General features: G+C 48.2%; 17 protein-coding genes and 1 pseudogene. 11 read left to right on the top strand and 7 right to left on the bottom strand.

Annotated features, from left to right (window positions below):
• Positions 1–77 precede the first annotated feature (77 nt).
• Positions 78–2,627: an ATP-dependent Clp protease ATP-binding subunit gene (locus ACEVG1_RS19890; RefSeq protein ID WP_374745481.1), complete on the bottom strand. Its 2,550-nt coding sequence runs from the start codon at positions 2,625–2,627 to the stop codon at positions 78–80.
• 202 nt (positions 2,628–2,829) lie between these two features.
• Between ACEVG1_RS19890 and ettA the strand changes: the two genes are divergently transcribed.
• The 8 genes from ettA (at position 2,830) to ACEVG1_RS19850 (ending at position 13,450) form a co-directional block, all read left to right on the top strand.
• Complete coding sequence (ettA, locus tag ACEVG1_RS19885) at positions 2,830–4,515, top strand: energy-dependent translational throttle protein EttA (RefSeq protein ID WP_374745480.1); 1,686 nt, start codon at positions 2,830–2,832, stop codon at positions 4,513–4,515.
• Positions 4,516–5,709 carry a PAS domain S-box protein gene (locus ACEVG1_RS19880; RefSeq protein ID WP_374745479.1) on the top strand — a complete coding sequence of 398 codons (1,194 nt, stop codon included), beginning with the start codon at positions 4,516–4,518 and terminating at the stop codon, positions 5,707–5,709.
• A gap of 2 nt (positions 5,710–5,711) precedes the next feature.
• Positions 5,712–6,782, top strand: coding sequence for a response regulator (locus ACEVG1_RS19875; RefSeq protein WP_374745478.1), 1,071 nt, complete (start codon positions 5,712–5,714; stop codon positions 6,780–6,782).
• A 185-nt stretch (positions 6,783–6,967) separates the two neighbouring features.
• On the top strand, positions 6,968–7,447 hold the full coding sequence (locus tag ACEVG1_RS19870) for a lactate dehydrogenase (protein WP_374745477.1): 480 nt from the start codon (positions 6,968–6,970) through the stop codon (positions 7,445–7,447).
• Entirely contained in the window at positions 7,428–8,798 is a 1,371-nt protein-coding gene (hemN, locus tag ACEVG1_RS19865) for an oxygen-independent coproporphyrinogen III oxidase (RefSeq protein WP_374745476.1), read from the top strand. Before ACEVG1_RS19870 ends, hemN begins: the two co-directional genes overlap by 20 nt.
• Before the next feature lie 13 nt (positions 8,799–8,811).
• Positions 8,812–11,226: a heavy metal translocating P-type ATPase gene (locus tag ACEVG1_RS19860; protein ID WP_374745475.1), complete on the top strand. Its 2,415-nt coding sequence runs from the start codon at positions 8,812–8,814 to the stop codon at positions 11,224–11,226.
• Positions 11,223–11,399 carry a cbb3-type cytochrome oxidase assembly protein CcoS gene (gene ccoS, locus ACEVG1_RS19855; RefSeq protein WP_374745474.1) on the top strand — a complete coding sequence of 59 codons (177 nt, stop codon included), beginning with the start codon at positions 11,223–11,225 and terminating at the stop codon, positions 11,397–11,399. The genes ACEVG1_RS19860 and ccoS overlap by 4 nt, the downstream gene beginning before the upstream one ends.
• Before the next feature lie 143 nt (positions 11,400–11,542).
• Positions 11,543–13,450 (top strand): FISUMP domain-containing protein, encoded by a 1,908-nt coding sequence (locus tag ACEVG1_RS19850; RefSeq protein ID WP_374745473.1) that lies wholly within the window; start codon positions 11,543–11,545, stop codon positions 13,448–13,450.
• Between the two features lie 258 nt (positions 13,451–13,708).
• Here ACEVG1_RS19850 and ACEVG1_RS19845 read toward each other — a convergent pair whose 3' ends face one another.
• From ACEVG1_RS19845 to ACEVG1_RS19825, 5 genes and pseudogenes are all read right to left on the bottom strand, one after another.
• The gene (locus ACEVG1_RS19845) at positions 13,709–14,251 is read right to left on the bottom strand and encodes a hypothetical protein (RefSeq protein ID WP_374745472.1); all 543 of its coding nucleotides are present in this window, start codon (positions 14,249–14,251) and stop codon (positions 13,709–13,711) included.
• A gap of 271 nt (positions 14,252–14,522) precedes the next feature.
• Positions 14,523–15,416, bottom strand: a pseudogene (locus ACEVG1_RS19840) (YhcG family protein); the annotation flags it as partial.
• Positions 15,417–15,605: 189 nt separating this feature from the next.
• Positions 15,606–16,040: a PIN domain-containing protein gene (locus tag ACEVG1_RS19835; RefSeq protein WP_374745471.1), complete on the bottom strand. Its 435-nt coding sequence runs from the start codon at positions 16,038–16,040 to the stop codon at positions 15,606–15,608.
• Positions 16,037–16,240, bottom strand: a complete 204-nt coding sequence (locus tag ACEVG1_RS19830) for a hypothetical protein (protein WP_374745470.1) — start codon at positions 16,238–16,240, stop codon at positions 16,037–16,039. The genes ACEVG1_RS19835 and ACEVG1_RS19830 overlap by 4 nt, the downstream gene beginning before the upstream one ends.
• Positions 16,241–16,287: 47 nt before the next feature.
• Positions 16,288–16,773, bottom strand: coding sequence for a DUF1016 N-terminal domain-containing protein (locus ACEVG1_RS19825; protein WP_374745469.1), 486 nt, complete (start codon positions 16,771–16,773; stop codon positions 16,288–16,290).
• A gap of 139 nt (positions 16,774–16,912) precedes the next feature.
• On the opposite strand from ACEVG1_RS19825, the gene ACEVG1_RS19820 reads away from it, so the two are divergent.
• From ACEVG1_RS19820 to ACEVG1_RS19810, 3 genes are all read left to right on the top strand, one after another.
• Positions 16,913–17,158: a hypothetical protein gene (locus ACEVG1_RS19820; protein ID WP_374745468.1), complete on the top strand. Its 246-nt coding sequence runs from the start codon at positions 16,913–16,915 to the stop codon at positions 17,156–17,158.
• Positions 17,159–17,402: 244 nt separating this feature from the next.
• Positions 17,403–18,200, top strand: a complete 798-nt coding sequence (locus tag ACEVG1_RS19815) for a hypothetical protein (RefSeq protein ID WP_374745467.1) — start codon at positions 17,403–17,405, stop codon at positions 18,198–18,200.
• Positions 18,201–18,202: 2 nt separating this feature from the next.
• Positions 18,203–21,364: a DEAD/DEAH box helicase gene (locus ACEVG1_RS19810; protein ID WP_374745466.1), complete on the top strand. Its 3,162-nt coding sequence runs from the start codon at positions 18,203–18,205 to the stop codon at positions 21,362–21,364.
• On the opposite strand, the gene ACEVG1_RS19805 is transcribed toward ACEVG1_RS19810, so the two are convergent.
• A complete protein-coding gene (locus tag ACEVG1_RS19805; protein WP_374745465.1) occupies positions 21,361–22,416 on the bottom strand; it encodes a retron St85 family RNA-directed DNA polymerase in 1,056 nt (351 codons plus the stop codon). The two genes, ACEVG1_RS19810 and ACEVG1_RS19805, sit on opposite strands and share 4 nt — an antisense overlap.
• Between the last annotated feature and the right edge of the window lie 488 nt (positions 22,417–22,904).

The following is a 22,904-nucleotide window of genomic DNA, read 5'->3' as shown; positions in this document are numbered from 1 at the left end:
TGTATCTTCATGAAAAACAAAATCGGCCAGCTGATGTCAGCTGGCCGATGCATGTTAAATCCAATTGTTTATATAAACTAATCGTCTTTCTTTTCCTCTGCCAGATCCGATGGTTTTGAAGAACCACCATCGCCCGCTTGGATATTGACGACCACTTCTTCCTTGGTTTTGTCGTAGTCTACTTCCAACGTATTCCCTTCGGCCGCCACACCTTTGAGGATTTCCTCTGCGATGGGGTCTTCCAAGTATTTCTGTATGGCCCGTTTGAGTGGCCGTGCCCCGAAGTTGCTGTCGAAGCCCTTCTCGGCGACAAAATCCTTGGCAGCATCGGTAAGCTTGATGCTATAGCCCAATGCTTCGATGCGTACGAAGAGCGATTTCAACTCGATGTCGATGATCTTGAAGATATGTTCCTTATCCAATGAGTTGAATACAATCACGTCATCTACCCGGTTGAGGAACTCCGGAGCGAAAGCCCGCTTAAGCGCATTTTCAATTACGCTGCGCGAATGCGTTTCGGCCTGCTCGGCCTTAGCCGATGTGGTAAAGCCCACACCTTGCCCGAAATCTTTCAATTGGCGCGCACCGATATTCGACGTCATAATCAGGATGGTATTCCTGAAATCCACGCGCCGGCCGAGACTGTCGGTCAACTGCCCTTCATCCAATACCTGAAGCAATAGGTTGAACACATCGGGGTGTGCTTTTTCGATTTCATCAAGCAATACCACCGAGTATGGCTTGCGCCGTACTTTCTCGGTGAGCTGGCCACCTTCTTCGTAGCCCACGTATCCCGGGGGCGCGCCAACCAAGCGGGAGATAGCAAATTTCTCCATGTACTCGCTCATATCGATCTGGATGAGCGAATCCTCGCTATCGAACATGAAGCGCGCCAGTTCTTTGGCCAATTCGGTTTTACCTACACCTGTAGGGCCGAGGAAGATAAAGGAACCGATGGGCTTCTTGGGGTCTTTCAATCCCGCACGTGTACGTTGGATCGCTTTGACCAATTTCTTTACGGCGTCGTCCTGCCCGATGATGCGGCCCTTCATGGAGTCGGCCATGCCGAGCAGCTTTTGGCTGTCCGATTGCCCGACGCGTTGTACAGGAATGCCGGTCATCATGGAAACCACTTCAGCCACGTTATCTTCCGTAACGGTGTACCGTTTGGTTTTCGTTTCCGCTTCCCACGCCGTCTTCTCCTCTTCTAACTCTTCCAGCAGCTTTTTCTCGGTGTCACGCAGTTTGGCCGCTTCTTCATATTTTTGGCTACGGACTACTTTGTTCTTCTCGACTTTTATCTCTTCGATCTTCTCTTCAATGTCGATGATCGTTTGAGGCACATGGATATTAGTCAGGTGTACCCGCGAGCCGGCCTCGTCCAATGCATCGATTGCCTTGTCGGGGAGGAACCGGTCGGTGATGTAGCGTGTGGTGAGCGTTACGCAGGCCTCGATGGCCTCATCCGTATAATTGACGTTGTGGTGCTCCTCATACTTCTCCTTGATGCGGTTGAGTATTTCCACCGTTTCGTCATGCGTAGCCGGCTCAATCATCACCTTTTGGAACCGACGGTCGAGCGCACCGTCTTTTTCGATGTATTGGCGGTATTCGTCGAGTGTGGTGGCGCCGATGCACTGGATTTCTCCGCGTGCCAAGGCAGGCTTGAACATGTTGGAGGCATCCAATGAACCGGACGCACCTCCGGCACCTACAATGGTGTGTATCTCGTCGATGAAAAGGATCACGTCGGGCGATTTCTCCAACTCGTTCATTACCGCTTTCATGCGCTCCTCAAACTGGCCCCGGTATTTCGTACCTGCAACCAGCGAAGCGAGATCCAGCGTAACCACGCGTTTGTTGAACAGTACGCGCGATACCTTGCGTTGGATGATACGTAGGGCGAGCCCTTCGGCAATGGCCGATTTGCCCACACCGGGTTCACCGATGAGGATGGGGTTGTTTTTCTTGCGGCGTGAAAGGATTTGCGATACGCGCTCGATTTCCTTTTCGCGGCCTACGATGGGGTCCAGCCGACCTTCTTCGGCGGCCTTCGTGAGGTCGCGCCCGAAGTTGTCGAGCACCGGGGTTTTCGACTTGATGTCGGAAACCTTTTTCGGCTGGCTGAAGTGGTCGTCTTCCTTGAAGTCGTCATCGCCAGCGGTAGAGCCCGATGCCTGGCCCGTGATACCTGCCTTATGTTGCTCCACATCAGCCTTGAAGACGTCGTAGTTGATGTCAAACTGCTGCAAGATCTGCGAGGCGATGTTGTCTTCGTCGCGCAGGATAGACAACAGCAGGTGCTCGGTGCCGATGACGTCGCTTTTGAATATCTTTGCCTCAAGGTAAGTGATTTTCAATACTTTCTCCGCTTGCTTGGTAAGCGGCATATTGCCAATGGGTGCCCGGGACATCGATGAGCCCTTCACGGCATCCTCGATAGACTTGCGTAACTCCGTCGTATCAATCCCTGTATGTTTTAGTATCTTGATGGCGATGCCATCCCCTTCACGAATAAGGCCGAGCAAGAGATGCTCCGTGCCGATATAATCGTGCTTCAACCTGATGGCTTCTTCCCTGCTGTATGAAATCACATCCTTTACGCGAGGCGAAAATTTTGCTTCCATGAATGTATTACCTTTCTTTTTTATGCTAAGGATTCGATAAATGTAGAAAAAATATCGTTTGTACCTTTACTATTTGTGTAACTTTTATCAACAATTAAGCCATTGATACAAAGATAACATTTTGTCAGGCCGCATAAAAGTATTTATTGCCCCATTCTGACTATCTTTGCGTTTCTTGGTTTTATAGCAAAGGGCTCAAAACATGTCAGACGAAAAGATAATATTCTCCATGGCGGGGGTAAACAAGGTATATCCCCCGCAAAAGCAAGTACTCAAAAACATTTACCTCTCCTTTTTCTATGGTGCCAAAATCGGCGTCATCGGTTTAAACGGCTCCGGTAAGTCGTCGCTGTTGCGCATCATCGCCGGGCTTGATAAATCCTACCAGGGCGAGGTGGTCTTTTCTCCCGGCTACAGTGTGGGCTATTTGGCCCAGGAGCCAGCATTGGATACCTCGAAGACCGTACGTGAGGTAGTGGAAGAGGGGGTGGCCGAAACCACGGAATTGCTCCGTGAATATGAAGCCATCAATGAGAAATTCGGTCTGCCCGAGGTCTATGAAAATGCCGACGAGATGGATCGGTTACTGGCACGGCAGGGCGAAATCCAGGATAAAATAGATGCTTCGGGCGCGTGGGAGCTCGACAGTAAACTGGACCGGGCCATGGATGCGTTGCGGTGCCCTGAGCCGGACCGCGGAATAGCCACATTGTCAGGTGGCGAACGCCGCCGGGTGGCATTATGTCGGTTATTGCTGCAGGAACCGGATGTGCTCCTGCTTGATGAGCCTACCAACCACCTCGATGCGGAGTCCATCGATTGGCTCGAACAGCACCTGCAGCAGTATAAAGGAACGGTCATCGCGGTAACGCACGACCGCTATTTCCTCGACAATGTTGCCGGATGGATACTGGAGCTCGACCGTGGCGAGGGAATCCCTTGGAAGGGGAACTATTCCTCTTGGCTCGATCAGAAAGCCAAGCGCTTGGCGCAGGAGGAAAAGACCGAAAGTAAACGCCAGAAAACCCTGGAGCGCGAGCTCGAATGGGCGCGGATGGCCCCTAAGGCCCGACATGCCAAATCCAAAGCCCGTCTCCACAATTACGAAAAACTGGCCTCGGAAGAAACGAAGGAGCGGGAAGCGAAGCTGGAGCTGTTTATCCCCCCGGGTCCGCGCTTGGGCAATGTGGTCATTGAAGCCCAGGGGGTCAGTAAAGCCTACGGCGATAAATTGCTGTTCGAAAACCTCAACTTCTCACTGCCGCCCGCGGGTATTGTGGGCATCATCGGCCCCAACGGTGCGGGCAAAACCACGCTTTTCCGGCTCATTACGGGGCAGGAGCAACCCGATACCGGCACGTTCCGCGTGGGCGAAACGGCAGTGCTGGGCTATGTAGACCAGCTGCACGATGACCTCGACCCGGAAAAAACCGTTTGGGAGAACATTACCGGAGGCAATGAAAATATCCTGTTGGGCACCCGTCCGGTCAACTCGCGGGCATACGTATCTAAATTCAACTTCAACGGAGCCGATCAACAAAAGAAAGTCGGTGTACTGTCGGGCGGTGAGCGCAATCGCGTGCACCTAGCCATCACCCTCAAGAAGGGATCCAATGTATTGCTGCTCGACGAACCTACCAACGACATCGATGTGAATACACTTAGGGCACTCGAAGAAGGGCTGGAAAACTTCGGTGGCTGTGCGGTGATCATCTCGCACGACCGTTGGTTCCTCGACCGCATCTGTACCCATATCCTCGCGTTCGAAGGGGATTCGCAGGTGTATTTCTTTGAAGGCAATTACTCCGAGTACGAGGAAAACCGGAAAAAGCGGGTGGGCGACGTAACCCCCCATCGGATCAAATATAAAAAACTGACCAAGTCGTAGATGGATACCTCAAGATTGCTCAAGGCCATCATCGAAAATGCAATCGATGGTATCATTACCATAGACCGGTATGGTATCGTCGATTCGATAAATCCCGCGGCTTCCAACCTGTTCGGGTACGATGCGGAGGAAGTGATTGGCAACAACGTGTCGATGCTGATGCCCGAGCCGGACCATAGCCGGCACGACCAATACATCCATAATTACCTGACCACCGGCGTAAAGAAAATCATCGGCATTGGTAGGGAAGTACGGGGGTTGCGCAAAGACGGTACAACCTTTCCGTTCCGCCTGGCCGTAAGCGAAGTGCACTACGAAAACAAAACGGCGTTTACCGGCTTTGTGCACGACCTGTCTAAGGAAAAAGAGGCAGAGGAAAAGCTGATCCAGCATATGGAAGAGCTGGAAGCCACGGTAAGCAACCGTACGAAGGACTTGATTAAGCTGGTTTCCGAACTCGAGAAAACCAAATCGGAAGTGAGCCAATCGCTTGAAAAGGAAAAGGAACTGAACCAGCTCAAATCGCGCTTTGTATCCATGGCATCACACGAGTTCCGTACACCCCTCAGTGCCGTCCAATTATCGGCATCGCTCATTGAGAAATACGCCGAGAAGCCCGATTTAACCAATGTGCTCAAGCACACCGGACGTATTAAAAATTCGGTACAGTTGCTCACCAGCATCCTCAACGATTTCCTTTCGCTGGAGCGGCTTGAGGCGGGCAAGGTGTTGGCAAATAACGAAGAGATCAACTTGGTGGAACTTGCCGAAGAAATCACCGAAGAAATGCAGCTTATCTGCAAGACCAACCAGCATATCGTGTACCAGCATACCGGCTCGGGGGGCAAGTTTTCGCTGGATGCCAATCTGTTGAAAAACAGCATCATCAATCTGATATCAAATGCAATCAAGTACTCTGGCGAGAACACGTTTATCGAGTTCAATACGGAAATCACGGGCGATCTATGCTTGATTGTTGTCAAAGATGATGGTATCGGAATCCCTGAGGAAGATCAGAAAAATCTATTTGAACCGTTTTTCCGTGCCCATAATACAGGTAACATACCCGGTACCGGTTTGGGGCTCAATATCGTGCGACGGTACGTGTCGTTGATGGGCGGGACGGTAACCTGCCAGAGTGCGCAGGATAAAGGTACCGTATTTACGCTCGCATTCCGTAACGCCAATCCATAGCCATGTCTGCAACAACTAAACAAACAACCGTATTGATCATCGAGGATAACGACGATATCCGCGAGGGTACCAAGGAAATTCTGGAATTGACCGGTTACCAAGTCTATGAAGCGCCGGAGGGAAAGACCGGGGTGGAGCTAGCGCTTAAGCATTTGCCTGATATCATCCTCTGCGATATTATGATGCCCGAGCTGGATGGTTTCGGTGTGCTGTTCATGCTGTCTAAACATCCACAGGTAGCTACGATACCCTTTATTTTCCTCACAGCCAAGGCCGAGCGGGCAGATATGCGCAAAGCCATGGAGTTGGGTGCGGATGACTACCTTACCAAACCGTTTGACGACATCGAGCTGCTGAACGCCATCGAGACCCGGTTAAAAAAGCGCAAGCAACTCGGGTCTGAAAAAGAGATACCTAAAGATCTTCGTTTGAGTGAGGAGGAACAAGAGCTCCTGCTCCAAGAGCTCGTTCAGCGTTCGCGCACAAAAACCTACAAGAAAAAGCAATTTATCTATCAGGAAGGTGATACCCCGCTGTTTGTATATTTCGTTAGGAAAGGTAAGGTGCGCCGGTTCCTGTCTTATTTGGATGGCCGGGAGCTGGCTACCGACATCCATGTGGATGGTTCTTTCTTCGGCTATGGGGCCATCTTGCTCCAACAGCAATATACCGACAATGCCGAGGCATTGGAAGATAGCGAGCTGGCGTTGGTTGACCGCGACCATTTCTTCGAGTTGCTCTACCGTAAACCCGGCATCGCGAGTAAATTCATCAAGCTACTTTCGGGCAATATCCGGGGCAAGGAAGTCCAACTATTGGCCTTCGCTTATGACTCGGTCCGCAAACGTGTGGCCAATGCACTCATCCGTGTGGCCGAGAAGACGCTGGCCGGGGCTATGGATGATGAATGCCTCATCCGCATCTCGCGTGATGACCTCGCCTCGCTGGCCGGCACCGCCAACGAAACCATCAGCCGTATGCTGGCCGATTTCAAGGATGAAAAGCTCATTGCCAAAGAGGGCAATGCCATCCGGATTTTGTCGATCGGGAAGCTGAAGAATATTAAGCAGTAGGGAAAGGCCGTGCTCGGCGCTCTGTTATAGCTATTTATGCCAATTACTCAAACGTAAATCAAAAAATTGTAACCAATATCACTTTTTCAACTGACACCGTGCATTGCCCACGATAGCGTACCCCCGTAGTTTTGGAAATAATGAACAAGGAAGGGAATTATTTACCTAAGGACGCATACGGACGGATGAAAGCAATCGCTTACAGCATAAAACCACAAGAAAAGGAGTGTTTGGCCTTGGCTAATGGTAAGAAACACGACCTGACATTGATATCCAATGAGTTGAATGAGCAAACGGTGGCCTACGCTGTGGGGAAAGAAGCGGTGATTGTTTCGCCTTATGACATCCTTGACCACAAAATGCTGTGGGAACTGAAAAATGTCGGCGTAACCAAAATCATTACCCGATCGAAAACCACTACGCACATCGACCTCAAAGAAGCCACGCGGATGGATTTCAAAGTGGCCAACGCACCCGATGCAGACCAATCGATCGAAAACATTGCCAAGCAAACCATACGTAACCTCAATGCCTGGGGCGTCGGCAAGTGCGTAGGTAAAGCCTGTTGCTGCCAGAAGGTCTGCGAAATGGATAAAAAAAAAGTGAAGCCGGAAGCTGATAACCAAGCGGAAAATCGCTATCGATATGGTCAGGCGGGAAGTTGATATCGCGGAATTGGTGGCGCGCTACGATGTGGCAGCCCCGAGGTATACCAGCTATCCCACCGTGCCGTACTGGGACGAATCCACATGGAGTGCAGGGCAATGGGCCCGCCACGTGCGTGCGGGCTTCAGGAACTCATCGTCGCAGGGCGTTGCGATCTACGTCCATCTTCCTTTCTGCGAACGGCTCTGTACCTACTGCGGCTGTAATAAACGCATCACGAAAAATCACGCCGTCGAAGGGCCATACATCGATGCCGTATTGGCCGAATGGCAACTGTACCGCAACCTGCTTGGCGCCACAGCTATTCCCGTCAGCGAAATACACCTCGGTGGCGGCACGCCCACGTTTTTCAGTCCGGCGCAGCTCCAGCGGCTCATGGAGGGGCTGCTCCGGGGGAGCAACCTATTGCCGAACCCTTCGTTCTCTTTCGAAGCCCATCCGGCAAATACCACGGAAACACACCTACAAACACTTTTTGACGCCGGCTTCCGGCGCCTTAGCTTGGGTATACAGGATTTCGACCCCCACGTGCAACGCGTTATCAACCGGTGGCAAACCGAAGCTGATGTACGGCGGGTGATGGTAGACGCCCGCCGCATCGGCTACACCTCCATCAATTTCGATCTCATCTACGGCCTGCCGCTGCAGACCGCTGATACCGTGCGCGAAACGATCGCGGCCTCGCTCGCCATGCGGCCCGACCGTATATCGTTCTATAGCTATGCGCATGTGCCGTGGATGCAGCCCGGCCAGCGCCATTATACCGAAGCAGACATCCCGAAAGGGAAGGAGAAGCTGGCGCTCTATAGCCTAGGCAAAGCACTTATCACCGATGCCGGTTACCGGGATGTGGGCATGGACCATTTTGCGCTGCCCGAAGATGCCCTCTGCATCGCGGCAGCAAGCGGCGGGCTGCACCGCAGCTTCATGGGTTATACCGACCGGTATTCGCCCCTGCTCATCGGTCTCGGCGTATCGTCCATCAGCGATTCGTGGACGGCCTTTGCGCAGAATGAGAAAACCGTCGAAACGTACAAGGAACGGGTGAATAGGGGTGAGCTTCCCGTGTTTAAAGGGCATGTGCTTTCCGATACCGACCTGCGTATAAGGAAACACATCCTTGACGTGATGTGCCGGGGCATCACCGTGTTGGATATGGCAACTGAACAGGCTGCACCCATCCTGCGGCGTTTGCAGCCAATGGTTGCGGATGGGTTGGTCGACGTGGACGATATGCGCATCCGGGTTACATCAACGGGCTCCGCTTTTTTGCGAAATATCTGCACGGCGTTTGACGAGCGCCTGCACGAAAAGCAATATACACAACCGTTGTTCAGCAGTGCGGTTTAATAACTGAAAACAAATGGCTGTAGGAACCAAAGCTTCGAAAAATACCCGGTGTTTTCATTGCGGCGATGCGGTGTTGCACGCCGGGTATGAGGCTGATGGCCATGAGTTTTGCTGCGTGGGCTGCCAGAGTGTATACCGCATACTGAGCGGAAACAATATGCAGCAATATTACCGGTATAACACGCATCCCGGTAAAAAGAAAGCTGAACAGGGCGACCGCTATGAATACCTGGACGAGCCGGTGATTGCCGATAAGCTTGTTGATTTTAAAAACGAAGAAATCACTGTGATAACCTTCTACGTCCCGGCTATCCACTGCAGCTCCTGCATCTGGCTGCTTGAGCATCTTTACAAGCTAAATCCGGCGGTCGTGAGGTCGCAAAGCGACTTCATGAAGAAGCAGGTAAATATTACGTTCAAGCACCAGGAGCTACCTGTACGCGGACTGGTCGAGTTGTTGGATGATATTGGGTATGCGCCCAAAATCACTTTGCAGGATGTGGTAAAGGCGGGCCGCAAGTTTTCCCAAAGCGGGTTAGTCGCCAAGATAGCCGTTGCAGGGTTCTGCTTCGGCAACTCCATGATGTTGAGCTTTCCCGAATATTTCGGCATGGCGGCCTTTGAGGCGAAGTACGCGACATTCTTTGGGTGGATGAATTTCGCCTTCTCGCTTCCCGTCCTGCTGTACAGCGGGCGGGACTACTTTACCTCGGCATGGCATAGCCTCCGTCAGCGACAGCTCAACCTCGATGTACCACTGGCCCTCGGTATCGCAGTATTATTTGCCCGGACCGCTTGGGAAGTTTTCTCTGGCAGCGGCCCCGGGTTTGCGGATACCCTCTGTGGGCTCGTGTTCTTTCTGTTGGTGGGCAGGTGGGTGCAGCAACGTACCTATCACCACATTTCGTTTGAGCGCGACTACCGCTCGTATTTTCCGGTCGCAGTAACACGGGTAGTCGACGGCGTGATGAAGCCAATACCCCTTGCGGACATCCGGGTGGGCGACCGGCTGCTCGTCCGCAACGGCGAAATCGTCCCTGCTGATGCCATTCTCCTGAAAGGAGACGCCGATATCGACTTCAGCTTTGTTACCGGCGAATCCGAGCCGGTGCGGAAAGTGCTCGGCGAGATTATCTATGCCGGCGGCCGGCAGCTGGGCGAAGCCATTGAGTTGGAAGTGGTGAAGGCCGTATCGCAAAGTTACCTGACCCGGCTATGGAACAACGAGGCTTTTAAACCGTATGAGCGGAAGTTCCGGACGTTTAGTAACGTAGTGAGCCGGTATTTTACAGTTGCCTTATTTACTATTGCCATCTCCGCTATGGCCTATTGGTTTTTTCAGGGCAACGCGGCAAAAGCGTGGGGTGCATTCACTGCTGTATTGATCATAGGCTGCCCGTGCGCATTGGCTTTGAGCGGCCCATTTACCCTATCGGCTGCACTCAGCATTTTCGACCGCAACCATTTCTATATCAAAAATACCGCGGCGATTGAGCAGCTAGCCGCAATAGACTGCCTCGTATTCGACAAAACGGGGACCATCTCCTCACCGAATGCGTCGCGGATGTATTTCGATGGCGAGCTGACGCCCGATGAGCTGGCCATGGTGGTAGCCGTGGCGCAGAACTCCAGCCACCCACTCAGCCGTGAGCTGGTCAATTGGGGTGGATCGGTTGCGCCGATGCGCGTAAGCGGTTTCCAGGAGATAACAGGCAAAGGGATTGAAGCTGTGGTTGCTGGCCATGACGTGCGTGTAGGTAGCAGCGTGTTCGTAGGAGCCATGTCCACACCGGACGATACGGTGCGTGGAAGCCACGTTTATATCGCCATCGATGGTTGTGTAAAAGGCTGCCTGGTAGCTGCGCAGCCTTGGCGACCGAAGTTGGCGGAGGTGATGGGGCAGCTGGCAACCGGTTATACATTGAACCTGGTGTCCGGCGACCACGACAAAGACCGCGAACAATTGCGCGCCATCTTCCCCCGCCAGTCTGCCCTTTTATTCAACCGCCTGCCCATTGAGAAGTTGGAATACATCCGGACGTTGCAGGAAGGAGGCAAGTCTGTATGTATGTTTGGCGATGGTCTCAATGATGCAGGAGCTTTGAAACAGGCTAACTTGGGGGTGGCGGTGAGCGACGACATCAACAACTTTTCGCCGGGTTGCGATGCGGTATTGGACGGCCGGTCATTTGCGATGCTGCCGCGCTTTTTCAGTTTTGCGAAAGATGTCCGAAAAGTTATCCATATGAGCTTCGGAATCTCATTGGTATATAATGCAGTAGGCTTGAGTTTTGCGGTCATGGGTACCATGTCGCCCCTGTTTGCGGCCATACTCATGCCGTTAAGTACGGTTACGATTATCAGTTTCACCACGGTAGCCACGCGTATTTACGCTTCGAAACAGCGGCTAATCAAAAAAAGATCATGAGCGTTATCTTCTTCCTTATCGGCTGCAGCGTATTCATCGCCCTCATTTTCCTCGGCGCTTTCTTCTGGGCAAACAAAACCGGGCAGCACGACGATACCTATACGCCATCCGTACGGATTCTGTTTGACGACGACGAAGATGCGGCGGAGTCTCCCGACGGTGACCGAACGTAAGCCTACCCGTGAAATCGCTAGAGCGCTGAGGTATATCGCAGAAAATCGGCAGCTGCGAACAGGCGGGGCATACGTGCTAAAGCAAATCACCTTTGATGACCTTTTTGCAATTCTACGATTATCTCTTAGCAAATAGAAAATCGATGAAAGCAAAATTGGCCAAAACAATTGCCATGATGATGATCCTGGGTTTCTCAGGGCATGCATGTAAGAAAGATTCTCCCAACGGAACTAAAAAGGAAGAAAAGAGAACCGAGGGTAGGAAACCAGCGGTCAGCGAAGACGAGAAGGCCATGCGGGTAGCGGAGGTGATGCAGGATGTAGTCGGAAAGGTCGTCGAGGCGTCTATCGGGTTGAAAACCGTTGGCCCCGAGGCGCTGGAAGAAGCTGTGGAAGTAATCGCCGCGATGGACGATGTAGAAGATGTCCACGTGTTTAACGGAGCTTACCTGGTGGTCACCACAACGGGAGGGTATAGGTCCACTTTATCCATCAGAGCTGAAGATAAAGATGGATTAAGCCTTTACCGGGGCGCCGCCGGGGGCACAGCGGGCCTGATCGCATTTGCGGCGGAAGAAGACGAATGTTCGCAGCCTATTGAAGAGAAAAAGGTATTATTATATAGTGCCCATCACAGCGAATTTTATTCAGAAAACAATAAGGAGTTTGAGCGGAATGTCGTCGATGTAATCAAAGAGGCAAGTGATAAATTCGAGATCACGGTATTGAAGAACGCCGAGTGTACGGTCGATGCACTACGTACCCTGAATACCTACGGGTTTGCGATATTGGATACGCACGGCGAATTCGACGGCATCCTGACAGGAACGGAGGTGCGTTTCGGCGGTGGGAACGGCTTTGAGTCTGTCGATGCTTTTTTTGAACTCCTCGGCAATGCAGTGGGCGCACATAACGCTCCACAGTTTAAGAACGGTAACCTGCGGTTCCATTATACCCTCAACCCACCGGAGTTGGCCGACTGGTCGAACCCTAAGGCACTGGAGAGGTTATTTGGTCACACCGTTACGGTGATCGTTACGTCGAAAGGTATCCGTGAAATGATCCCCGACCTCAACCATACGATTTTGTTTTCCAATGCGTGCTACAGTGGCTGGATGGCCGATTCATATCCCATTTATAACCGCTACGGATTTCCCAGGCTCGATGCGAATGGTGATACTGTACGGGCCACAAACATCGATGCGGTGGGCAAAGCTTGGCTAAGCAAAAACCCGCGTACATTCTACGGCTATGAGGCCGCTACGAAGGGCATCTCCTATGCGGTGCCGAATGAATTCTGCAAAAAGAATGAATACCGGCTTGTCAAATCACTGTTTGACACCAAAGATAGCACCGGCTTGGTACACCTGCTGTTCGGTTCGGTAGCGGAATTGCCTTGGGATTCAGACCTATTCAGAACCGATGCAGGGGCGCTGCGGTTTAAGCAATATGCCAGCCCAAATTGGTGCTATACCGATTGTGGCGAACCTTTCACCGACCCGCGCGATGGGAAAGAGTACCCAACGGTATGCATCGGTAAACAGGTATGGATGGCCAAAAACCTAGACTGGACTGGCAGGGGCATGTATTTCGACAACGACCCGTCGAAGACCGACGGCTACGGCAGGTTATATACGTGGGACCAAGCGACAGGCGGCACAGCTTTCGATGGTAATAAGCCGGTACAGGGCGGATGCCCGCTGGGCTGGCATATCCCTTCGGAGGCAGAAGTGAATGAACTGGTTAACTTTGTAGGTGGGGAGGCTTTGGCAGGGAAAAAGCTCAAGGCCCGCGCGCTCTGGGAGGGATGGCAGGGTAATTCCGATACATTCGGCTTCAGCATGACCCCCCCTGGCGACTGTAGCACCTTCGGAGGGGAGGTGGACTGCGCCAACGAGGATGTGTTTGGCGCGATATGGACCAGCACGTGGGATGAGGAGCGCGACGGGCCGAAGGTGCTCTTCTTCGACGACGGCGATGGAGTTTGGACACATGCTTATCATAATGATGATTTCGAGCATTTTTCTGTACGGTGTGTAAAAGATAAGTGATGGCATTACCTGAGCACCTGATAGAGGCGAGTACGCGAAGCGGTACTGCCTTTGGCATAAAACCATACCATCAGGAAAACCTGCCGTGAATTCCAGCACGATAGATGCAGTAATTGAAAGAATCAAGGATTATGTTTGATCTGTCCTTGCTAACTCTACCGATCATTTATCCCATCAGCTATACAACCACCAAAAAAACACCCAATATTAGGTTTGCTTTTCTTACAATAGAGAGCCTTTTAATAATATGCTTTTGAATCAGTACACTATATTTGCAACATCCAACAATCTTTTCATCTCAGTCAATGCATCGGTACAAGCGCTAAACCTCTTTTTAGAGATTAGGTTAATCGGGGTTTTGTTGATCCGATTGGTTAAATCTCGGATTGGCATATGTTCCAGGCCTTGGTATCCGTGTTTCCAGTAATCCAACTCGAGTAATCGCTGGTTTTGATAAGCAGTTGTGCTTCTGTCGTTATCGGTAGGATAGAGGAGAACATCATTCAATAGGCGATTAACATTGTCCAGGGAAATAGAAATGCCATCATATTGCAGTTGAGTATAAAAAGCCTGCTTAATTATCCGATCAATATCAGCCATATCGGCGGCTTTTATGTCCGGCAGAATGACATGGTATTGTGTTTTAGCATTCGTTACGAGCCAGCATTTTTTTCGATCTACAAAGAAGACCGTGGCGTTCCATTTTCCCAGAGGTGCATTTTGGATGTTGCCGGTTTGTGGAATGACCCATTTTTTTATCAGTTTTTCTAGCTTCCGTGAAGTGTGAATCGCTGTATGCATGCAGTAAATATATACATATTGAAGGTGTCCAGAAAATAGTTGTCTCTAATGATAAAATGCATGCGTGAGAAAGAAACCGTGCCAATGAAAAACAGAACTCCCCGATTGTTCAATACATTTTCATCATGCAAATCCTCGACCTGCTGTTCCTCCTCAATAATGCGCTTACCTGTCAGCCAATACGCTTCGCCAATTTATCAATGGATCGCCGTGTTCTTTCCGGGTGAATCGCGCTTAAATAGGTTCTATAGCTACTCTCTAAGTCAGCCAATTATTCCTTTTTATCCAATTTTTTTAATTCTTCTTCCAGCTCCTGCACGCTCGGCAAACTGGATTTTAGGTTGTCCGGCAGAACCTCCGCGAGTTTAAATTCGCTTACCCCCATGGGCTTGTGGATGTCTTGCAGGGCATACTCCACTTCGAGGTTGTCTTTTCCGCGGCATAGCAGTATGCCAATGGTTGGGTTTTCATGTGGCCGTTTTAATGTCCTGTCAATAAGGGTGAGGTAAAAGTTGAGTTTACCTGCATACTCGGGTTCGAAGTCCTTGTTTTTAATTTCTGCCACTACGTAACACTGCATGGGTATGTGGTAAAACAACAGGTCTGTGAAATATTCCTTTTCGTTGAGTTCAAGTCGATATTGTCGCCCTATAAAAGCGAAACCCTTTCCAAGTTCGAGCAGAAAGCGGGTAATGTTGTCGATAAGCTGATTCTCGATATCCCTTTCTTTGTAATCTTCGGCTAGCTGTAGGAAATCGAATACATAGGGATCCTTTAGCGTCTGTTGGGCAAGGTCAGATTTGGGCTCCGGTAACGTATTGGTAAAATTGGTGATGGCTTTTCCGCTTCGTTCATATAACTTAGATTTCAGTTGCAACGCCAATGTGTCCCTGCTCCAATTGTTTTCAATGATTTTTTGTGCATAAAACTGAGCTTCTTCAATATCTTTGGATTTGCTGAATATCAATATATTGTGGCCCCAAGGGATTTTATCCAACAGGTTGTCGGGCAATTGGGCAACAGGTTGTTGCCCAATTGATGAACGATAAAATTGATAAAATTGCCTACAATATTTAAGATTACGAGAAGACAGCCCTGCTATATCCGGAAATTCCTTTTTCAAATCATCGGAAATCCTTTCAATGATTTTTTCCCCCCAATTGAATTGCCGTTGTTGAAATCGTAGGCATCCGTGGTTGTCAGGTCTTCATACCGGATTATATCCGCCACATCCCGCCCAATCAAAAAAGCAAATTCCTCTTGCGTATAACCATTCGCTTCGCGATGGATGCGTACTTGGGTATTGAGTTCATAATCGAGGGAGGGGTAGACCAGCAGCGCGCAAAACGTAAAGTTATTTAAAAATGGACTTCATCCCTATGGTATTAATGATAAAATCGGCCCCTTTATTTTGTAGTCCTTTGATAAGGGCTTTATCACCAGTCCAAAGCTTAGTGTCTAGTTCTATAGCTAGTGCGACAAAGGGGGTATCATCTTCATCAACATCCTTTGTGAGTTCATAAGCTGCTATCCAGGATTGTTCACTGATGAGTTCTTCCGACACCATTGTCAGGTTGGTCACAATCAATTGCTTTATTTGATTGAGTTGGTGTGGCGCAAGCTTCGAATATGCGGATATTTTTGGCGCATATCTTTCCAACTCGTCAATCAATAATTCTGGTGCAAAAAACGCGAACTTATCCTGGAGATTCATCAGGATTTCCCCGACGGCCGATTTAGGGTTGAGGAGCGTGCTGAAAACAATATTGGTGTCTACAACGACATTCACCTAATGAAGCGTTGCTTGTTCTCTGCCCACCAACGGTTTTTAGATTCGTCCGCAAGCATGTTGGCCTGTTCTTCCGTTCCTTTGCTTGCTTTGACCGCCTCTTTATACTTGAAATAATTGACAATACGTTGCAAACCTCGGATATCGGTGTCTACCGGCAAACGGAAAATGATTTCTTTATCTGTACGCTCGATAACCATGATAGAACAAAGATAACGAAATTAAGGTTTAATATCAAAATGTCGTTTTACGCATTCGGATCGAACTCCGGATTCCGTTGGAAACGGACAAGTTTGTTGATAGCGTCAGCATGCTGTTTATTTTTTTCTCGAAGCGTCTTTACATTCCACGCTTCCGCTTTGCACAGTTCCAAATAGAACTCCCGTTGAAGGTCACTTTTCAATGGAATCAACGCAATGAAATGCGTCCAACTCAATTGTCGTATCGCCGATACGACAATTTGTTCATCCGAAAAAACCGAGGCAAACTGCATCATTCGTCTAAGGTTCTTCTCCGAGAAGTTATTGCTGTATCGCTGTACTAGGCCGTCTGGTAATGTTGCAATGATTCGTTGTCCATAACCGGCTCTTTTTTCGGCAAGGAAACTTCGTTTACACGTTTGCCGACTCTCCAATAAATCGAACCCTCCAACCTTCCGGTTTCCCGTAATGTTCTTCCGTTCCCGCCTACTACTTTCGTATAACCAACGGAGGAATATCCATGAAGAATCCACTTCGTAAGTTTGACCCTACATTTGCAAAATTGAAATGCATGTTGTAATTTGCACGTCACAACGGACCAAGTAAACCAATAGGCCCCATTATAAAAACAAGAAACAGAAAGAAACAGCTATCATCATTAAGCCCATTATTATGCGCAGGCGTATCCTTTACGTTTTTATCGTCTTCGGGCTTTTGTTGCCTGCGGCTTCGGACGTGCAGGGTGGGGTCGCAACTTATGCGGTCACCGAGCAAAAAGATACCACGGTGTACATCACCAAATCGGGCGAGAAGTATCACAAAGCTGGGTGCCGGTATCTGAGTAAAAGCCAAATCAAGACGACGAAGAAAGAGGCGGTTAAGAATGGCTATGGGGCGTGTAAGGTTTGTAAGCCGTGATTAAATGGATAGGTTGAAATTCAAATTAATATTTTAAAATGGGAGAAATATCGAAAATAGTAGGAGGATTTGAAAACCCAATTATTTGACACACATTTTTCCAATATTGCAAAATGATTCAGCGGTAACTTTATTTTTCTCAAAAATTATCTTGCTTTTAAAGCTAAAAATATTAGATTTGCCATATCTAAGATTATGAAATACATCCTTTTGGACGTAACTTCTCAAACTAAACTTGATTGATTTGAAGGTCGAATACAACCATTTTGAAACCGTAAGAAGAGGCTACGATGGCATATCGATTGATGAGGGTGAGTGCAGGGGGCATCTCCAAGGTGCCGTAAAAGACAACCTGCTGGACCGCGAAGAGGCACAGCATACCCTTGATAGGCTCCGCGCATTGCAGTCGGATACGGGATTTGTTGCCAGTGACGAGCTGATGGCCGATATTCAGGCATTGGAAAATGCAAATGTATCTGCCCAGCAATTCCGTGTCGGTGAAGCCTATGCGGAAGTAATCTTGGAACAAGCGTTTACATGTCGTTTCCATTGGAATGAAAACAGAGATGCCAGAAACCCAAAAGGGAATAAGACGGGTGCTGATTTGGTTGGGTTTATCGAAATTGATAACCAAGTTCTGTTTCTTTTTGGTGAGGTAAAGACCTCTTCGGAGACGGCCACCAGACCCCCGCAAGTGATGACCAGCGGCGATGGTATTGAAAAGCAGCTCCGAGACCTGTCGGCCGATAAGCAAAAAAGAAGTATATTAATCCAGTATCTTAGCAACAAGGCTAGGCACTTTCCTGAAGGGCACCAATTCCGGCAAGATTTTGATAGCGGTTTGCGCGCATACTATTCGCAAAGCCAAGATTTTCATTTGGTTGGAGTGCTGGTAAGGGATGTGCCAGTGGATGACTATGACGTTTCGCTGAGTTATCATAAATTAAAGACACAAATTTTGGAGCCAAACGGTTTAAAGCTGTTAGCTTTGTACCTTCCCATCCAAAAGGAAGAATGGCTTTCTATCATTAACGGTGCGTAGCGATGAGCGTCCGGTCAAAATACGGTCAGTTGGAGCAGGCATATCCCGATATGCTTCAAGGGATCGTTGCGCTTATCCAAAAGGGAAAGCTCTCCACCCGTTTTCAGGCCGTTCAGCTCACGCAAGAAGAACTTCAACAACTCGAAACCGCAAAGGAACTTTGTGAGGTATCTATACTTCAACAATGGAACAGCCGGGATACGCAGGAATTTAAGGCCCTGTGTGCAACGTATTTTGACATTGTGAGCCTGTTGCTCCATGATGCAGCGAGTGACCTATATATTTATGAGCAAATCAAACTCATTTCGCTAGGTTATTTAGGTGAGCACTGGCATTTCGTGCGGCAATACCTAAAGGCACAAGCAGAAGAAATATCGGGGCTGGATGCTGGGGATGACTGGAACGCCCGGATGCTGACATTGTGTTTCAAGGCGTTGGTTTACTTGGTGCGGAAAAATTCGTGGGCCGATATCGATAAGGCTGTTTCGCTGATTAACCAATTACGTGCTGAACAGCAGAATTTCGAAACAGACTTCTTGGGTCAAGTAGGCGAATATAGTCGTGGATACGGTGCATCGGAGCTTGTCTCCCTGTATCACTTTGCCAAGAGTATTGAACTACTGGGGCAATATTTAATGGAGGGCAGGCCGAATGACATCGAAACCCAACTGCATTACCACGTAGGCCTGTCACGCGAGTTTGCTCAAAAAGCTGCCAACATTACCCTTAAACTATTATACCAATTTTTTGAGGCGTTTGCCATCAAGATGGTCAGGAATACCATTTGGTATACCACGCGTGGCGTGAATAATTGGATTACGAAGTTTAATCACTTCATCGCAAATCGTGAAGACAAAGGGGTGTTCGAGCTGCTTTACCCGCAGAAGGAATCTATTTTAGCGGGTCAATTGTTGAACCCTGCCCATCGGGCCATCGTGCTGAATCTGCCTACTTCAAGTGGCAAGACCATGATTGCCGAATACCGCATCCTGCAAGCACTGAATCAATTTAAAGAGCTGGGAGGGTGGGTAGCATACGTGGTTCCTACTAAAGCGCTTGCCAACCAGCTCTATAATCAGCTCAATAAAGAGCTAGGCACTATAGGCATTAGGGTAGAAAAAGCCAGTGGAGCTATAGAATTGGACGGCTTTGAGCAGTATTTAGTTGAGGATAGCGGCAATCGAACGAATTTTGACGTGCTCATTACCACCTACGAAAAAATGAACCTGTTGGTAAGGCAGGGGCTCGGTACTACTTCGGAACGACCATTGGTGCTAACTGTTGTTGATGAAGCTCATAATATCGAAGAAGCAACACGAGGGCTTACACTTGAATTGCTGCTCTCTACCATCCGCAACGACTGTGAGGAAGCCAACTTCCTGTTGATGACACCGGACATTTCCAATTCTGCTGAAGTGGTGGATTGGCTGGCAGGAGATCGCGGTAGTGTTATCAACTTGGAACTGGACTGGTGGCAGCCGAATGAGCGGGTTGTCGGAGCGATTGAAGTCAATGGTAGGGGAAGGAATTACGACCTTTCACTTAAAACACTGCTTACCGATAAGGCTACTTATCAAATTGGCGATGCCATTCCTCTTGCTTCCTTCCAAAATGCTGCGGAGACCAAGGCAAAGCTGGCAACAGCTAAATCCAAAATTGCTGCCTGCGTCGCGGCGGAGTTTTTATGTATTGATCGTCCACTGATTGTCTTAGCACGTAATCCAGCGGAAACCTATACCATTGCGGAGCAATTGTACCAACGTGTTGGGCATGACTTAGCAGCCGACGACGACGTCCGGTTACTAAAGTTGCTGGTCCAAAGCGAACTCGGTGATGATTTTCCGTTGGCTAAATTTCTGGATCGTCGTATTGCCGTTCATAGTTCGGCCTTACCCGATGAAATCCGGTTTTTAGTAGAAGATCTGATGGCCACAGGTAAGCTTCAAGCATTAGTGGCTACCACGACCATAGCACAGGGCATCAATTTCCCTGTATCCGCTGTGATTATGGGATCTTATAGTTACCCGTTCGGTACCATGCCCGTGCGTGATTTTTGGAATTTGGCTGGTCGGGTTGGCCGAGCCGGTCAAGACAATATGGGCTGGGTCGGTATTGCGGTTAAAAATGGTAAAGACTTATTGCAAGTTACCCAATACGTCAATAAGGCTTCGGAAGATTTGCATTCGCAATTAGTAAGTGCTATTGATACCGCATTACGGCGTGCAGATAAAGATTTAGAGAACTGGTTGTTTGTTGATGAACGTTGGTCGGCCATCCTGCAATACATTTCACATCTGCGCAAGCTGACGGAGGATCAGGGGATTTTTCTTGCTCAATTGGAGCAAAAACTACAGGGTACGTTAGGATATCGTCAACTTCCACAGCATAAGAAGGACTTCCTACGGCAGCGCATTCGGGCATATGCCAATTCAGTTAGTGTGGCTGACGCTCACATCTCCGATTCAACCGGTTTCTCCACAGTTACCGTTAGGCAGATGATTAGGGGATTGGCAAAAGCCCAGCTGACACCGCAAGACTGGCAGGGAAGCCAATTGTTTTCTGAGCAAAACCAAAGTATGCGAAAGCTGGTGGGCATTATGCTCGATACATACGAAATTCGGAGGTCGATTCAGAACATCCATGGAGAGGGCAAGCCGTTAGAGCATACCAGCGTTGCCCGGCTGATGATAGACTGGGTCAACGGAAAGAATATTGCGTCCATCGCTTCCCGGGTATATCCTCATCTTCCACTCCATGAAGCGATAGAAAAAGCAACGAAATCGTTGTATAGTGTTGTTGCCAATTCCGCAACATGGGGGCTTGCTGCAATGCAACAGATGCCGACCAGTGGTGTCGATTGGAATAGCCTTTCTGATATTGAGAAAAAGCGGATGGCTAACCTACCCGCATATCTTCATTATGGCGTTAATACGGATGAGGGGGTATTAATGCGTAAGAATAACGTGCCCCGGAGTATTGCGAACCGGCTAGGCCAGCTATATAGTGCTTCTGTGGGTGGAGTTATTTTTAATCAATCCTCAAGCGCGGTGTCCGCTTGGATTGGTGAGCAAGGCGTTGATGCTTGGAATACTGCCCGTCCAGCGGGGTCAAAGCTCTCCGCAGCCGAATATAAAAGGGTGTGGGAGAAGTTGAATGGGGCTTAGCTATTATTTGCTGCCTCAATATCATTGATATTCGTGCCTATAATCTCATTTTGTATCTTTCTTAGTTCATTTATTGCATATGAGGCATAGTGATTATCAGGTTCAATACTAAGCCAAAAGTTAACTTTGCCTATAATCGATAAAAGGTAATTAGGTTTTCTAATTTTTTTCTTGACGATATGTGAACGTAAACCATATGTGAAGATGTAATGTAACTCGGTTCTTAATTTTCTTTTGTATTCTCGAGGTAACTTTAGTTCTTCGGTTGCAACGGATACTCCCGTTACAATCCGTTTACCCCCGGATTTATACAATCTTGTTTTATTTTCATTAATAACGAACCCTTCATTGTGAATTATGCTAGAAACATATTCTATGAATTTTGTAGGTATTTTGTCTCCTGAGAAGGTAAGATCGTCAGCATACCTAGTATATCTTAGATTGAATTTTTTTGACAATAAGGCTAGCCGCTTGTCAAGTTGTATAGCTACTAGATTGCTTAAATATGGGCTTGTCGGCGCTCCTTGAGGCAAATGGTTTTCGTAGCAACAAAGTGAAGCCAAGTAAAAAGAGATAATATTAGGGTATCCTTGTTTCTTGTAGATATAAATTATCCTGTTAATGTTGATAGATGGAAAAAAGTCTTCCAAGTCCATCTTTAATAACTCCTTTTGTCCTTTGTGTAGCTTGGAGTTAGTAATGATAGATCTCTTATTTACAAATCCATGGGCAAAATTATGGATTGGAATTTTATTTAAGATATTTTCAAGTATCCATGTTTGGGTTTCAGATAGGGCTGGATACGGGCTGATAATTTTCCTTTTGCCACCGGATTTTTTTTTAATTTCAAATGACCTATAATGATTATTAGGCGAGTTAATAGCTGATGCTAAATAATCTGGTGTTCTACCTAATAATCTCGTTAAATGAATAAAATCAAAAATAACAGGTAATTTTCTGTCAATTAATGATTTGGCATAAGCTAAATAGGCACTCTTTCTCTCTTCTAATAGTCCTATATCATCATAATAGTTAGCCCATCTATCCAACATAAGTTTTTTAAAAAAATGTTTAACGGCAAAAGAAAAGGGGAAGGTGAATTACTTTCTATTCGCAAGCTTTTCCAATAATACTCTGTGTTATTGGAGGCCCGCTCCAATAACACAGAGTATTATTGGCGCGAATCTAGGTGAAACCTAGTGAGCTCACTTAAACTGAATGGTTTGCAAAACCACCAGTTTAAGTGTAAGGATAAAGATAGCCTTATCCCCGGAAGCAACTATAACTTCCTGAAGTGCTAATTCTTGTTTCCTTCCCCTTTATATTTTTCTATTAAATCTTTAAGTTCCCGTGGCAATTTAGAAAAATTTGGTAAATAAGGGTCGTTAATATTTAACTTATCAATTTTAAATTGATCTGGCACCTTAATATAATTTTCTTTGTTTAAGGGCATCTCTAAAAACTAGGTATTCTGCCTTTCGGGATTTGGTTTTTGAAAATTTTTTGTGTTCTAAATCTCATTGTTGATGTGCTGTTTTTG

Source organism: Parapedobacter sp. 2B3, assembly GCF_041925275.1.
Taxonomy (GTDB): domain Bacteria; phylum Bacteroidota; class Bacteroidia; order Sphingobacteriales; family Sphingobacteriaceae; genus Parapedobacter; species Parapedobacter pyrenivorans_A.
Note: the sequence above shows the minus strand (reverse complement) of the source record. Positions and strands in the feature narration are given on the sequence as shown.

Bases quoted from the DNA above. Each gene is read 5' to 3' on its own strand.
- ACEVG1_RS19880 (WP_374745479.1), top strand. From the start codon at position 4,516: ATGGATACCTCAAGATTGCTCAAGGCCATCATCGAAAATGCAATCGAT.
- ACEVG1_RS19875 (WP_374745478.1), top strand. From the start codon at position 5,712: ATGTCTGCAACAACTAAACAAACAACCGTATTGATCATCGAGGATAAC.
- ACEVG1_RS19820 (WP_374745468.1), top strand. From the start codon at position 16,913: ATGCGCAGGCGTATCCTTTACGTTTTTATCGTCTTCGGGCTTTTGTTG.
- ACEVG1_RS19890 (WP_374745481.1), bottom strand. From the start codon at position 2,627: ATGGAAGCAAAATTTTCGCCTCGCGTAAAGGATGTGATTTCATACAGC.
- ACEVG1_RS19830 (WP_374745470.1), bottom strand. From the start codon at position 16,240: ATGGTTATCGAGCGTACAGATAAAGAAATCATTTTCCGTTTGCCGGTA.
- hemN (WP_374745476.1), top strand. From the start codon at position 7,428: ATGGTCAGGCGGGAAGTTGATATCGCGGAATTGGTGGCGCGCTACGAT.
- ACEVG1_RS19805 (WP_374745465.1), bottom strand. From the start codon at position 22,416: ATGTTGGATAGATGGGCTAACTATTATGATGATATAGGACTATTAGAA.
- ACEVG1_RS19810 (WP_374745466.1), top strand. From the start codon at position 18,203: ATGAGCGTCCGGTCAAAATACGGTCAGTTGGAGCAGGCATATCCCGAT.
- ACEVG1_RS19870 (WP_374745477.1), top strand. From the start codon at position 6,968: ATGAAAGCAATCGCTTACAGCATAAAACCACAAGAAAAGGAGTGTTTG.
- ccoS (WP_374745474.1), top strand. From the start codon at position 11,223: ATGAGCGTTATCTTCTTCCTTATCGGCTGCAGCGTATTCATCGCCCTC.
- ettA (WP_374745480.1), top strand. From the start codon at position 2,830: ATGTCAGACGAAAAGATAATATTCTCCATGGCGGGGGTAAACAAGGTA.
- ACEVG1_RS19860 (WP_374745475.1), top strand. From the start codon at position 8,812: ATGGCTGTAGGAACCAAAGCTTCGAAAAATACCCGGTGTTTTCATTGC.
- ACEVG1_RS19850 (WP_374745473.1), top strand. From the start codon at position 11,543: ATGAAAGCAAAATTGGCCAAAACAATTGCCATGATGATGATCCTGGGT.
- ACEVG1_RS19845 (WP_374745472.1), bottom strand. From the start codon at position 14,251: ATGCATACAGCGATTCACACTTCACGGAAGCTAGAAAAACTGATAAAA.